Annotated in this window: 12 protein-coding genes; 4 read left to right on the top strand and 8 right to left on the bottom strand. The window is 71.5% G+C overall.

Annotated elements, in window-relative coordinates:
• Positions 1–530: 530 nt before the first annotated feature.
• The 4 genes from ACRDPS_RS26120 to ACRDPS_RS26105 are packed head-to-tail and all read right to left on the bottom strand — an operon-like array spanning position 531 to position 2,620.
• Complete coding sequence (locus tag ACRDPS_RS26120; RefSeq protein ID WP_431504589.1) at positions 531–971, bottom strand: lasso peptide biosynthesis B2 protein; 441 nt, start codon at positions 969–971, stop codon at positions 531–533.
• Positions 968–2,194 carry an asparagine synthase-related protein gene (locus ACRDPS_RS26115; RefSeq protein WP_431504588.1) on the bottom strand — a complete coding sequence of 409 codons (1,227 nt, stop codon included), beginning with the start codon at positions 2,192–2,194 and terminating at the stop codon, positions 968–970. Before ACRDPS_RS26115 ends, ACRDPS_RS26120 begins: the two co-directional genes overlap by 4 nt.
• Positions 2,191–2,340 (bottom strand): lasso RiPP family leader peptide-containing protein, encoded by a 150-nt coding sequence (locus tag ACRDPS_RS26110; protein WP_431504587.1) that lies wholly within the window; start codon positions 2,338–2,340, stop codon positions 2,191–2,193. Before ACRDPS_RS26110 ends, ACRDPS_RS26115 begins: the two co-directional genes overlap by 4 nt.
• Positions 2,341–2,344: 4 nt before the next feature.
• Positions 2,345–2,620 (bottom strand): PqqD family protein, encoded by a 276-nt coding sequence (locus ACRDPS_RS26105; protein ID WP_431504586.1) that lies wholly within the window; start codon positions 2,618–2,620, stop codon positions 2,345–2,347.
• A 167-nt stretch (positions 2,621–2,787) separates the two neighbouring features.
• Between ACRDPS_RS26105 and ACRDPS_RS26100 the strand changes: the two genes are divergently transcribed.
• Both ACRDPS_RS26100 and ACRDPS_RS26095 read left to right on the top strand, forming a co-directional pair.
• Positions 2,788–4,134 carry a glycosyltransferase family 4 protein gene (locus tag ACRDPS_RS26100; protein ID WP_431504585.1) on the top strand — a complete coding sequence of 449 codons (1,347 nt, stop codon included), beginning with the start codon at positions 2,788–2,790 and terminating at the stop codon, positions 4,132–4,134.
• A gap of 130 nt (positions 4,135–4,264) precedes the next feature.
• Positions 4,265–5,380, top strand: a complete 1,116-nt coding sequence (locus tag ACRDPS_RS26095; RefSeq protein ID WP_431504584.1) for a DUF1972 domain-containing protein — start codon at positions 4,265–4,267, stop codon at positions 5,378–5,380.
• 133 nt (positions 5,381–5,513) lie between these two features.
• Here ACRDPS_RS26095 and ACRDPS_RS26090 read toward each other — a convergent pair whose 3' ends face one another.
• The 3 genes from ACRDPS_RS26090 to ACRDPS_RS26080 are packed head-to-tail and all read right to left on the bottom strand — an operon-like array spanning position 5,514 to position 9,445.
• Entirely contained in the window at positions 5,514–6,719 is a 1,206-nt protein-coding gene (locus tag ACRDPS_RS26090) for an MFS transporter (RefSeq protein ID WP_431504616.1), read from the bottom strand.
• Between the two features lie 12 nt (positions 6,720–6,731).
• Positions 6,732–8,684 carry a glycosyltransferase gene (locus ACRDPS_RS26085; protein ID WP_431504583.1) on the bottom strand — a complete coding sequence of 651 codons (1,953 nt, stop codon included), beginning with the start codon at positions 8,682–8,684 and terminating at the stop codon, positions 6,732–6,734.
• A complete protein-coding gene (locus ACRDPS_RS26080; RefSeq protein WP_431504582.1) occupies positions 8,681–9,445 on the bottom strand; it encodes a CDP-alcohol phosphatidyltransferase family protein in 765 nt (254 codons plus the stop codon). Before ACRDPS_RS26080 ends, ACRDPS_RS26085 begins: the two co-directional genes overlap by 4 nt.
• A 158-nt stretch (positions 9,446–9,603) precedes the next feature.
• Between ACRDPS_RS26080 and ACRDPS_RS26075 the strand changes: the two genes are divergently transcribed.
• Together ACRDPS_RS26075 and ACRDPS_RS26070 are read left to right on the top strand one after the other, a co-directional pair.
• Positions 9,604–10,725, top strand: coding sequence for a glycosyltransferase family 4 protein (locus ACRDPS_RS26075; protein ID WP_431504581.1), 1,122 nt, complete (start codon positions 9,604–9,606; stop codon positions 10,723–10,725).
• Positions 10,722–12,206, top strand: a complete 1,485-nt coding sequence (locus ACRDPS_RS26070) for a lipopolysaccharide biosynthesis protein (protein WP_431504580.1) — start codon at positions 10,722–10,724, stop codon at positions 12,204–12,206. Before ACRDPS_RS26075 ends, ACRDPS_RS26070 begins: the two co-directional genes overlap by 4 nt.
• Here the strand turns inward: ACRDPS_RS26070 and ACRDPS_RS26065 are convergent.
• Positions 12,193–13,281, bottom strand: a complete 1,089-nt coding sequence (locus ACRDPS_RS26065) for a right-handed parallel beta-helix repeat-containing protein (RefSeq protein WP_431504579.1) — start codon at positions 13,279–13,281, stop codon at positions 12,193–12,195. The two genes, ACRDPS_RS26070 and ACRDPS_RS26065, sit on opposite strands and share 14 nt — an antisense overlap.
• Positions 13,282–13,449: the final 168 nt, after the last annotated feature.

The raw sequence follows: 13,449 nt of genomic DNA, 5'->3' as shown, positions 1-13,449 counted from the left end.
CGAGCACAGCGGCCGCGGCGTCGTCAGGTCGAGCCGGAGCAGGTCGTCGGTCACCAGCGCGGCGCCGTCGGCGCACTGCAAGGTGGCCATGGTCGACTTCCCCATGCCGGAGGCCCCGGCGAAGGCGAGCGCCTCATCGCCCACCTGCACGGCGCTGGCGTGCAGGACCGGCGCGCGACGGAGTCCGAGCACGAAGGCCAGCAACGTGCCGCCGGCCAGCACCGAGAGCATCCCGGTCTCGCCGCCGGTCACGGGACGTACGACCGCGTGGCCGAGGTCGCCGTCGATCTCGACGTCACAGGTGCCGTGGAACCGCAGCGTGAAGCCGTCCTCGTGCTGGGTGCCGGTGTAGTACTGCTGGTTGCCCCGGAGGTCGAGCAGGACCTTGCCCGGCGGTGCGGCGTCGGTCGCGGGCGCTGGTGGTCCGACGGTGATCTCCAGGTCCGGTTGCGCCCCCGGCGGGACGGGCCGGTGCTGATGGGTCGGGATGTCGGTGCGGATGTTCATCCCGTAGAGGCGGACCAGCTCGCTCATTGTCGTGCCTCCTGTCCTGGTGCCGCGAGCGGCAGGTAGGAGGCGACCGCGAACCACGGATCGATGACCACCCCGTTCACGAGCAGCCAGGCATGCGCCCGCACCTCGTCCGCGTTGCGGGCGACGCCGACCTGGAGCACCGGGTCGAGGCGTCGCATCAGCGAACCTGCCACCAGCGCATGCCGCAGGCAGGTGTCGCCGAAGGGCCAGTGGCGCAGGACCCGCCGCACGGCGTGCAGGCGCACCTGGAGACGTTCGGGGAGGAGTCGCTTCGCCGACGCCGTCGGGGCGGACTCCAGATCAAGAGGTACGCCGAGCAGCGCCGCCAGACGAGGCAGGCTCAGCAGCCGGAGGCCGGCCTCGACGACCAGCGCCAGCAGGAGCGCAGCGACCAGCCACGGCATCTCGGCCGGTCGCCATCCGGCGGGGCGGATCATCGTCCCGCTCCTGGCGTGGAAGGGCCGGGGTGCGCGGCGAGCCAGGCCTGGTGCAGCAGCGTTCCGGTGGCCATCGTGGGTTCCTCGGAGAGCCAGACCTGCCGCAGGCGCTCGGGGTCGACGAGCGTGTCGTCGACCCCGAGGCCGTTCCAGGTGCGGGCGAACTCACGGGTCCGATCGCCGGTGTGGGCATGGTTGAAGGCGGCCTTCGTCGGCCGCGACAGCACCGCGGGCGGCAGGAGGTCGGAGAAGAGCGACCACATCGTCAGCGTGCGGTCGCCGAAGCCGAGGATGTTGCCGGCACGGGCCAGAGAAGCGACGAAGCGGTCCTCGAGGAGCGGGTCGACTGCCCGCAACCCGTGCTCGGCGGCCGCGATGGCGTGGTTGTGGCGGATGGTGGCGAACGAGCGCCAACCCGGGATCGCCCATACCGAGGACGAGTAGCGCAACGGCTCGGCGGCGGCGTCCTCGGCCACACGGCGTACGTGCTCGGCCATCGCCTCGGGACGCAGCCACCGGGCCTGGTCGGAGGAGCGGGCCATCCGGGTCATCGCGTGCCTCAGCAGTGGCCGGGGGAGCAGTGAGCGCAGCGCTGGGAGCAGCAGCTGCCGGGGCGCTCGGCGGGTGCGCCGGATCAGGGTGATCGCGGCGATGCGACGCGCGCCGAGGACCGCGTCGCCGCCCTCGCCGGTCAGCAGGGCACCCTGCCCGAGGCGGCCGAACACCGCGTCGTGGGCGTGCAGCGCCGGCGGCCAGATCGGGCCACGTCGGCGCAGGCCGGCGACGGCCGCGTCGCCGAGCAGGTCCGACTCGCCGTCGCGGAACTCGAAGCGGACCCACTCCCGCAGCCCGAGATGGTCGATCACCGTGCGTTGCCACTGCGACTCGTCCGTGTCGGGAAGGCCCGGGTAGACCCGAGTGACCGGCACCGGGAGGGCCAGCCCCTCGCGCCGGGCGAGATCGGTGGCCGCGGCGAGGATCGCGGAGGAGTCGCGCCCGCCGGAGAAGGTCACGTAGCAGGGGCCGTCGACCAGACTCGGGCGGATGACGTCGTCCAGGGCGGCCCGTGGAGTCGGCAGATCGCGCGGCAGCGGCGGCCGCGGCTCGCGGCCATGGACCCAGCCGGCGGCCGCCTCCAGCGGCGTACAGCGAAGGTAGGTCGGCTGCGTAGAGCCCCGGGTGCGGCCGGTGATGGCGGCACCCGGGGCTCTACGGGCGGTCATGATCCGTTCCCGTACGGAATCACGATGTGGAACGGGCCCCAGTTGAACACGAACGTGTCGTCGGATCCCTGCAGTCCCTCACCGAGGGTCAGGTCTTTCACGGTGCCCACCTTGGTGAGAGCGGGCGAGACATAGGCCTTCTGCATCTTGTCACCTCCTCTCGAGCTGAGAGGCCTGCTCCAGCAGGCCGTTCCGACCGAGATCCTCGACGAACGCGCGTACGTCGGCGACGGCCGTCTCCGAGGCGACGTCGAAGGCTGTCATCAGCACCTCGACGAGCTCCTCGGTGCTCCGTTCCTCGACCAGCTCCTTGAGCAGCGCCGTGCCGGTCTCGTTCGTCGTCAGGTAGGTGGAGGCAGCCAGGTCCAGGATCACCAGCTCGCCATCGATCTCTCGCCACGTGATTCTCTGGCTGTCCAGCTTCATCTGCGCTACCCCTCCATGCGCGGTTCCCGCCGGCGACGGGAGGCATGATGAGAACGTAGGAGCGGCAGACGGCGTCGGAGCCGCTACCGATGCCTACGATCCCCGGATTCGGGGATATGGCACATTCGCCCCGCTGACCGGTCGTGAGACTCCTCAACGCTGCTCTCATGATCAAGGCTGCTCATGGGGTCAACGAAGGTGTGGCGAGGACGCACGTGCTGATCATCGTGCAGAACCTGCCGGTGCCGCTGGATCGACGTGTCTGGCTGGAGTGCCAGGCGCTGGTCGGGCGCGGCTACGAGGTCAGCGTGATCTGCCCGAAGGGCCCGGGCGACCCGGGGCGGCAGCAGATCAGCGGCGTACGCATCTACAAGTATCTGCCTGCTCCGCAGGCCCGCGGGGTGCTCGGCTACCTGCTCGAGTTCGTCTACTGCTGGATCCGGACGGCGCTGCTGGCGAACAAGGTCTGGCGGGACCGCCCGTTCAGCATCATGCAGGCCTGCAACCCGCCCGACACCTACTGGCTCCTGGCCCGCATCTGGAAGCGCCGTGGGGTCCGGTTCGTCTTCGACCAGCACGACCTCAACCCGGAGCTCTTCCTCTCCCGGTTCGGCACGCCGACGTCCCTCTCCGGGCGCGCGCAGCTGGGCGCGCTGCGCTGGCTCGAGAGCCAGACGTACGCCACCGCCGACCGGGTCATCTCGACCAACGAGTCGTATCGGAGGATCGCGATCACCCGGGGCGGGATCGATCCCGAGGACGTGACCGTGGTCCGCAGCGGACCGGACACGTCGGTGATGCGCCCGATGCGACCGCAGGACCCCGCCGCCCCCGGTGGCCGAGTCTGTCGAGACCTCCGCCGGCACACCCTGGTCTACCTCGGCATCATGGGGCCGCAGGACGGCGTCGACACGGTGCTCGAGGTCATGGAGGAGCTCGTCCACGGGCGCGGTCGGCGTGATGTCGACGCCGTGCTGATGGGCTTCGGCGACTGCCTCGAGGACCTCCAGCGCCGATGCACCGAGCTGGGCCTCGACGACGTGGTCACCTTCACCGGACGGGCCGGTTCGGAGCTGATCGCACGCCACCTCAGCGCCGCGACGGTCGGCCTGTGTCCCGACCTGAAGACACCGCTCAACGACGTCTCGACGATGAACAAGACGATGGAGTACATGGCGTACGCCCTGCCGTCGGTCTCCTTCGACCTGGTCGAGACGCGGGTCTCCGCCGAGGACGCCGCGCTCTTCGTCCCTTCCGGGGACGTGGCCGCGTTCACCGACGCCGTCGAGTCCCTGCTGGACGACCCCGAGCTGCGGGTCGAGCTGGCCCTGAGGGCGCGGGAGCGCGCCGCGAAGGTGCTCGACTGGAGCCCGCAGTCGGCGGCGTACGTGCAGGTCTACGACGCCATGTGCGCGGTCGGGGAGGCCCCGGCGATGGTCGAAGGGTTCGAGTACGTCGACCTGGACGACCCCGACGCCCTGCGTCAGTTCGTGCTGGCCCGAGGACCCGCCTGAGATAGCCGGCGTTCGCCCATTTGGGGGAACGGACCCCCAAATTGGGGTACGCACCCAGTTTCATACCGTTGGATAGCCCCTTGCACTGCACGCAGGGGTCATCGGCTCCTAGATCAGCTTGGGAGCGTACGTGGCACCAACGGTGCGAATGCTCGGGACCCGCGGTGTGCCCGCGGCGCACGGCGGTTTCGAGACCGCGGTGGAGAACATCGGGCTCGACCTGGTCGACCGCGGCTGGCGGGTCGTCGTCTACTGCCAGGACGACGAGCCCGGCGCGGAGCTGCGCACCGACTCCTGGAAGGGCATCGACCGGGTCCACGTGCCCGCTCGGCACGACGGCCCGCGCGGGACGATCGAGTTCGACCTCGGGGCCGTACGCCATGCCGCCCGCGAGGCGGTGCTCGACGGCAGCGTGTGCGTGACCTTCGGCTACAACACCGGCGTGCTCAACTCGGTGCTGCGCTCACGCGGCGTCCCGAACATCGTCAACATGGACGGCATCGAGTGGAAGCGGGCCCGCTGGTCCGGTCCCGAGAAGGCATTCCTGTGGACCCAGGAGCGGGCCGCCTGCTGGCTGGGCGACCATCTCATCGCCGACCACCCCGAGATCGCGCGTCACCTGGAGACGCGGGTGCGGGCCGAGAAGATCACCACGATCGCGTACGGCGCGCCCACCATCATCGACGCCCCCGAACGGGCCGTGCTCGAGCACGGCCTCGAGCCGGGCTCCTACCTCACCCTGGTCGCGCGACCGGTCCCGGAGAACAGCATCCTCGAGGTCGTCCGCGCCTTCTCCAGCCGCCGCTGGGGCCGCCAGCTGGTCGTCCTGGGGTCCTATGACCGGGCCGATCCCTACCATCGCGCCGTCCTTGAGGCGGCGAGCGACGAGGTGGTCTTCCTCGGCGCGATCTACGAGACCGACATCGTCTCGGCCCTGCGCTTCCACTCGGCGGCGTACGTCCACGGCCACCAGGTCGGCGGCACCAACCCGTCCCTGGTCGAGGCTCTGGGCTGCGGCAACCCCGTCATCGCCCACGACAACCGCTACAACCGTTGGGTCGCCGGCGCTGCCGCCCTCTACTTCTCCGACGAGGCCGGCGTCGTCACCGCGCTCGAGCAGCTCTTCGCCTCCCCGGACCTCGCCGACTCCCTCTCTCGCGCCGCCCGGGCCCGGCACTCCGCCGAGTTCACCTGGGGCCGGATCACCGACCAGTACGAGGAGCTCGTCCGAGCCCATCTGCGATGAGAGCGCCGGTGATGAGCGTGCCAGTGCGGGTGGGTGTGGATCCGGTCAACGGCTGAGGGGGTGGCCCCCGGCGGGCGAAATTTTTCGCCCGCGGAGATAGGGGGTCACGCGCCCGCCGCCTCGGCGCCGAGACTCAGACCTCGGTCGCGATGTCGGGTGCCTGGGGCTCGGGCGGGTGCTCGCGTGCGGTGTAGGCGCGGTAGGCGATGACGCAGGCCACGGTCAGGACGGCGGCGGTGACGGCGCAGACCGTGAAGAGGACCTGCCACTGATTGTGGTCGGCCGCGGGGCCGGCGACGACGGCGGCGACGGAGCTGCCGATGAAGAGGGAGGCGGCGAAGCAGGCGACGACGGTGCCGCGCGCCTCCGGGACGATCGAGGTGGCCCAGGTCTGGAGCGAGGTGTGCAGGAAGGCCCAGGTGACGCCGAGCATCACCACGATGCCGATGATGGTGGGCACCGAGACGCGCATCGTCGCGACGGCATACCCAAGGGTCAGGGCGATGCCCCCGATCCCCATCAGCGCCCAGCGCGGCAGGCGTCGGGTCAGGGCCTTGAGGACCTGTGAGGAGAGCAGGACCGCGATCCCGTACGCAGCAGCCGCCAGCCCCGCTCGGGCAGCGTCGACCCCCTGGGCCTGCAGGGCGGGCGCAAGGAGGGTGAGGACGCCCAGGACGAGGCCTCCCTCGACGAAGACGAGCAGGCCGACCACGACGACCCAGCGGTTGCTGAGCGCCGCCCGGAACGAGGCGGCCACCCCACCGGTCGCGGGGCGCGGAGGCTCGGCGAGCGACCGCAGACCCCAGGCGCTGACCAGTGCCACGATCGCGGGTACCGCGAACACGACCCGCCACCCCGCCAGCTGGCCGGTGATCCCGGCGGCGGCAGCCGCCAGGGCGGTGCCGACCGCCATCGCGGCCATCAGGTCGGAGAGGGCCCGCTGCCGGTGGGTCGCGGAGACGGTGTCCCCGACGTACGTCAGCGAGGTCGGCACGATCGCCCCGAAGAAGGCCCCTGCGACGACTCGCACCACGACCAGCGTCACCAGGCTGGGGGCTGCTGCCGATACGAGGCCGGCGATCCCCGCCCCGACCAGCGCCGCCTGCATCAGCCGGATCCGGCCGAAGCGGTCCGAGAGCGCGCCCCAGAGCGGCTGGCACAGACCGTACGCCAGGTAGTAGCCGCTCGCGATCGCCACCGCCTGGCCGACCGAGACCCCGAACGTCGCCGCGACCAGGACCAGGATCGGGCTCACCACGAACCTGTCGAAGCTGCTCACGAACGACGCGACCGAGATCCAGAACGGCGGCCGCTTCGGGGAAATGTCCAGCGGCTCCATCACCCCGCCAGGTTAATGAAAGGGATACAGCGCCGCCCGGAACGCCCCAGCATGGAGCGCCGCCGACTCCGGCCACTCCCGCGCCGAGAGGTCGGGCCGCCCGGCCGGCCGGTTGTTGGCGACCGCCTTCAGTGCACGCTCGAGGTCCTCGATGGTCAGCGTGCCTTCGAAGAGGTGGAGCCAGCCGTCGCCGACCTCATCGGCCAGGCGACGGTTGACCTCGTTGTCGGGCGCGAGGACCGGGGTGTCGAGGGAGAGCGCCAGCAGCAGCGCGCCGGAGTTGTGCATCGCCTTGTAGGGCAGCACCACCAGCGCGGCAGCGCCGATCTCGGCGGCCAGGGTGGCGTCGTCGGCATAGCTCAGCTCGGCGCTCACCCGGGCGTCGGCGGCCACCGCGGCGCGGACCCGGTCGGCGAGGGCGGCGTCGGAGGGTGAGCCGACGAGGCGTACGTCCAGGTCCGCCCCGGGGCTGTCGGCGACCGCCTCCAAGAGCTGCTCGACGCCCTTGTAGGGCTTGATCAGGCCGAAGTAGAGCACTCGTCTCGGCTGCCGGGTGGTCGAACCGGTGGTCGATCTGGTGGTCGAACCGGTGGTCGAGCTTGTCGAGACCTCCGAGGCGAACCAGTCCCGGTAGTGCCCGTGCACGATGGTCGAGGTCGGCACGTCGAGCGGGGGAGCGGTCTGGTCGGTGAGGCGGATGACGTGCCGGGTGCGGCGCTCGAGTGAGTCGAGGAGCCGATGGTCCCAGCGGCTCAGGCCGTCGGGGCGGGTGAGGTTGTGCCAGGTGCGTACGGCCGGGGTGTTGGTCAGCCGCAGCCTGGTCACGAATGCGGTGGTGAGCAGGCGACGGGCCAGCCGACGCAGCGGCGTACGTGCCGACATGAGCAGCTCGGGCCAGTGCACGTGGAAGACGTCGTAGCGGCCCGCGATGGCCCGCGCGAAGGCGAACAGCACGACCTCGGTGTCGTCCCGCCGCCCCAGGGTCTCGACGAGCTGGACGATGTAGGGGTTGGTCGTCGTGCGCAGCTCCCGGACCGACTCCAGGACCCGGACCGGCCGGTCGCGGCGACCGTCGTGCAGCCCACGCACGACCGCGGAGACCGGCCGAACCGGGTGCAGGAGCTGGCGGCGGCCACCCCGCATCAAGATCTCGTACGCAGCCCCGACCGCCCCGCGACGCCAGGCCCGCTCGCGCTCCTGGCCGAGCCAGGTCCGCGCGAAGAGGGCACGGTTGCGGATGTTGAAGTAGTAGTAGGCGGCCGACTTGGCGCGAGACCCCTCCGGCCGCTGGGTGCCGCCACCGGAGTGGGTCGCGGTAGCCCCGTCGATGACCGCGACCCGGCCGCCGAACGCGCGGACCCGGGCACACAGGTCGACGTCCTCCCAGTAGAGGAAGTAGCGCTCGTCGAAGCCGGCCAGCCGCTCCCACAGCTCACGGGTGACCGCGAAGCAGGCGCCGGTGACCCACGGCAGCGTCTCGGCCTCGTCGGACCGCTCGCCGCGGCGCCGCCACGGGCGCATCGCACCGGTGTCCAGGTCGAGGTCGATCCCCGCGGAGGCGACCTCGCCGCCCGGGCCGAGCACCGTCGGTCCGGCGAGCAGCAGCGGCTCGGCGTCGACGGCCGCCACGAGACGTACCGCCGACTCGGCGTCGATCGTGGCATCGGGGTTGAGGAAGAGCAGCACCTCGGCGCCGGCATCGAGGGCGGCCGCGGCGCCCAGGTTGCAGCCCGCGCCGAAGCCGGTGTTGGTGCCCGGGAACACCCCGGTCCAGCCCTCTCGCTCGCACAGAGCTCGGACCGCGTCGCGGTTGGCATCGCTGGAGTAGTTGTCGACCACGACGACCCGGGCCGGCCGAAGCGCCTCGGCGACCAGGGTCGTGTGCCGCTCCAGCAGTGCCGGGTCGCCGTAGCTCACCACGACCACCGCAAGCCTGGCGAGATCGCTCATCACGGGGCCGCTCATGACGAGACCGGCGGCGAGGCGTCGAGCGCGCGCAGCTCACGCCACCACTTGCGCAGCGCGACGGCCAGTGCGGCCGCGTTGCAGACGAAGACCAGGACGTACACCGCCTGGAAGATCACCCCGAAGCCGAGCAGCACGAACATCCAGCACTGGGCGCCGTAGTCCATCGGCAGCAGCGCCCACTTGCGCAGCGGGTTCTCATGGACCGCGGCGGGCGACCCGGACGACTCCGGGGGTGCCGGGCGCAGCGTCGGCATCAGGATCAATCCGAAGTACGTCACCACGGCGACGATCTCGAAGCCGAGCGGCACCAGCAGCCAGCCGTCGGTGGCCGGACCGAAGCGATACCAGGACACGAGCACCGCCAGATGCAGGCTGGCGGTCTTGAAGCAGTCGATGGTGTGGTCCAGCCACTCACCCGCGCGCGACCGCTCGCCGCGCAGCCGGGCGAGCTGCCCGTCGGCGGCGTCGAGCGCGTAGCCCGCGGCCAGCAGCACCGCGACCACGACCCCCGTCCACCAGCGCGGCTCGACCAGCGCGAGCACGGCGAGCCCGGCGGCCGAGAGCGTCGCGCTCAGCGCCGTGACCTGGTTCGGGATGGCGCCGATCGTGTGCGCGGCAGCCGCCGCGACCCGGCCGGCGGGTCGGTTGACGAGCCGCGCGTAGGCCGCGGTGTTCAGCGAGGGCTTCTGTGCCCCGGCGAGCGCCGCCAGATGCGTACGGAACCCGCCTGGGGCGCGTTCGGCGCCGGTCGCGGCCATGCTGGATCCTGCTTCGCTCATACGTGGGGGAGGGACATCGGGACCCTAGGTCAGCCCCGATTGTCTCAGGTCGGCGAGGCCACCTCGTCCCCAGATCTAGGTACGACCCTGCCAGGACTTTCTGCCCGGCTGCTGCGGGTGGCATACCTTTGCCCATCATGCGTTTGTTGGTCGCTCACCCGTCTCCGGACGTCTACGGATCTGACCTCCAGCTGGTCGAGACGGTGCGCGGACTGCGCCAGGCGGAGCAGCAGGTGACCGTCGTCGTGCCCGCGACCGGGCCGTTGGTGCCGCTGCTGGAGGCCGCGGGGGCCGAGGTCGAGGTGATGGCGTTCCCGGTGCTGCGCAAGGCCTTCCTCAGCCCGACCGGGCTGGTCCGGCTCACCGCCGCGCTGATGGTCTTCTGGGTGCGCGCGGCTCGGTTGTGGCGGCGGGTGCGCCCCGCGCGACTGCTGGTCAACACCGTGACGATCCCGTGGTGGATCCTCGTCGGCCGCGCGGCCCGGACGCCCGTGGTCTGCCACGTGCACGAGGCCGAAGAGGACCAGCCGAAGCCCGTACGTCTCGCCCTGGCCGCTCCGCTCCTGCTGGCCACCCGGGTGGTGGCCAACTCGCGGGCCTCGCGCGATGTTCTCGCGCGCACGATGAAGGTGCTGGCGCGGCGTACGACCGTGGTCTACAACGGGGTGCCGGCGCCGTCGGTCCTGGTGCCGGCACGCGACCGCACCCCTCAGGGGACGCTGCGGCTGGTGCTGGTCGGTCGGCTCTCGCCGCGGAAGGGGACCGACGTGGCGCTCGAGGCGCTCGCCGAGCTGCGCCGGCGGGGGATCGACGCGCGGCTGCGGGTCTGCGGATCGATCTTCGCCGGCTATGAGTGGTTCGAGCATGAGCTCCGCTCTCGTGCCTCCGACAGCGACCTTGCGGGCAGCGTCGAGTTCCTGGGCTACGTCTCCGAGCCCGCGCGCGAGCTCGAGCAGGCCGACGTGGTGCTGGTGCCCTCGCGCGTGGAGCCGTTCGGCAACGTCGCCGTCGAGGCCCTCCTCGCCGAGCGGCCGCTGGTCGCGAGCCGGGTGCAGGGGCTCGCCGAGATCGTGCGCGACGGCGAGACCGGTCTGCTCGCCGAGCCCGGGGACGCCGCCGCGCTGGCCGAGGCGGTGGCGCGCCTCGCCGCCGACCCCGTGCTGGCCGCATCCCTGGCGACTGCCGGCCGCAAGGACGCCGAGGAGCGCTTCGGGGCAGAGCGCTACCGCCGTGAGATCGCCGCCGAGGTCCTCGGGTGAGTGTGGAGGAAGACACCACGCACAGCGGTCTCGGGAGGCGCGCAGCCCGTGGCGGGATGATCGTGCTTGGCGGCCAGGGCGTACGCATCGTGGTCCAGGTCGCCTCGGTGGTCGTGCTGTCGCGGCTGCTCACGCCGCGCGACTACGGCCTGGTCGCGATGGTGCTCGCGATCGTCGCGGTCGCCGAGATCTTTCGCGACTTCGGGCTCTCGACCGCTGCGATCCAGGCCAAGGTGCTCACCCGGGCGCAGCAGTCGAACCTGTGGTGGCTGAACACCGCGCTCGGCCTCGGCCTCGCGCTCGTCGCCATCGTGGCCGCTCCGCTCGTCGCCGCTCTCTACGACGAGCCCGCCCTGACGGCCCTGACCGCCGTGATGGCGGGGATGTTCGTCCTCAACGGCATGGCCGCGCAGTATCGCGCCGACCTCACCCGTCGAATGCTCTTCACCCGGCTCGCCGCTGCCACGAGCCTGGCGCCGATGCTGGCCCTCGGGATCGCGGCGTACGCAGCAGCCAATGGCGCCGGCTACTGGGCGCTAGCCGTCCAGCAGCTGGTCCAGGGCGCTGTCAGCCTGGTGGCCGTCGGTGTGCTCGCCGGCTGGCTCCCCGACCGGCCGAGGCGCGGTGTCGAGATGGGCGGATTCCTGCGTTTCGGCTGGTCACTGGCGGGCACCCAGCTGATCAACTATGCCGCCAGCAACATCGACTCGGTCCTCATCGGCACCCGCCTGGGCGCCCACGAGCTGGGTACCTACAACCGGGCCTGGCAGCTGCTGATGACGCCATTGGGACAGCTGCGCAGCCCGACCACGACGGTCGCGCTGCCGGTGCTGACCCGCATCCGCGGCAACGCGGCGCTGACCCAGCGGTTCGTGCAGCGGGGCCAGGTCGCGCTCGGCTACACGCTCGGCGCCGGGCTCGGGCTCTGCGCCGGCGCCGCGGTACCGATCTGCGCGCTCTTCCTCGGCCCGGGCTGGGACGTGGCCGGTGTCTTCGCGCTGCTCGCCTGCGCGGGCCTCTTCCAGACGCTGGCCTATGTCGGCTACTGGGTCTATCTCGCCCACGGGCTGACCACGGAGCTGCGTCACTACACCCTCGTCGCGTCGGCGCTGAAGGTCATCTGCGTCCTCGTCGGGGTGCGCTACGGGATCACCGGCGTCGCGGTCGGCTACGCCACCGCCCATCTCCTGGAGTGGCCCCTGTCGCTGTGGTGGCTCTCGCGCCGCACCCGGCTCCGTGTCGGCCCGCTCTATCTCGGCGCGGCGCGCATCCTGCTGGTCGCCGGGGCGGTCGCCGCCGCCTCCTTCGGCACCGCCCAGGCCATGCACGGACAGCACCCCGCCGCGACGGTGCCGGTCTGCGTGGTGGCCAGTGCCGCTGCGTACGCGCTCCTGCTTCTGGTCCCGCCGATCCGCAGCGACGTGCTGGCGCTGGTCGCGACCGTGAGGGGTGCGCTGGCCCAGAAGGTCAGCCGCGGCTGAGCTTCACCGCGCGCCCGGAGTCGTGCCAGACGTTGCCGGAGTGGGCGACCTTCGTGGACGACGGGTGGATGATCGCGCAGCCGTCGATGCGCTGGTCGCTGAGGAACCGGTTGCTGTGGATCTCGATGCCGCCGACCGGGCCGCGACCCTTCTCGGCGATGTTGACGGTGCAGCCGCCCCCGCCGAGGAGGTTGTCGCGGATCGTGATCCCGTTGACGTCGCTGATGCTCTGGGTGATCTGCACGCCGGCGTTGTAGGCGCCGGTGAAGCGATTGCCCGCGATCGTGATGTTGCCCCCGCCGATGATCTGGATCGAGTCGTCGTGGGAGGCACCGCCGCCCTGGTGGGGGTCGTTCTCGAAGTGGTAGTTGTCGTGAAACCAGTTGTCGCGCACGGTCACGTTACCGCCGGTGATGTGGACCTGGTCGGTGACGTGATGGATCTCGGAGGCCTCCAGCGTGAAGTCGTGGCCGACCACGCCGTTGACACCCGGCGCGGCGCTCGCGGCCAGCACCTCGACGTTGCGGACCACCATCCCCGCGCCACTGTCGTTGTTGTTCGAGATCCCGGCGACCTCGGAGCCGGTCGGCACGATCACCCGGGTGCTGCGGATGGTCACGTTCGGCGCCTCGACATTGATCCGGCCATGCACCTCGAGCCCGTCGACGACCTTGCCCGCGGTCCTGATGATCAGGTCGCCACGGTGGACGCGCAGCTTCTTGTCGGCGGGTACGCCGGTGTTGTCCGGCCCGGGGAACCCGTCCGCGGGCGGGGGGCCGGCCTCGGCCGGGGTCGTCGTCGGCTCGGCCGGACGGTCGCCGGACCGGTTCGGGTCCGCCGGGCCCGTGGACCGCTTCTTCGGCTTCGGGCTGGCGGACGGCCTGGTCGAGGCGTAAGGGGAGGCCAACGCGGTCGCCGGCCCGCCGAAGTCGTCGGGCGGCAGCTCGCCGTGGGTCCGCTCGGCGCGCGGCGTGCTGTTCTCTGTGGGGCGCTGGGTCACCGCGTACGTCGTACCGAGCGCGGCGACGGTGACAACCGCGGAGATGCCGAGGAGGAGAGACCTCGAGTCAGCCAAAGACGTACGCCTTCCTGGGACCATGCAGCCGATGACGTGGGCGGAAGTGTGCACACGCAGTGTGCGCAGGTGGGCCCGCAACGTCCAACACATACCCGATTCGGGGGAAGCAGGGTGCGTTTGACAGGCGGAACCGCCGACATGTCCGCGACACTTGCGCGTCGCGGC

This window comes from Nocardioides sp. (assembly GCF_050699375.1).
In the GTDB taxonomy this organism is placed as follows: domain Bacteria; phylum Actinomycetota; class Actinomycetes; order Propionibacteriales; family Nocardioidaceae; genus Nocardioides.
Note: the sequence above shows the minus strand (reverse complement) of the source record. Positions and strands in the feature narration are given on the sequence as shown.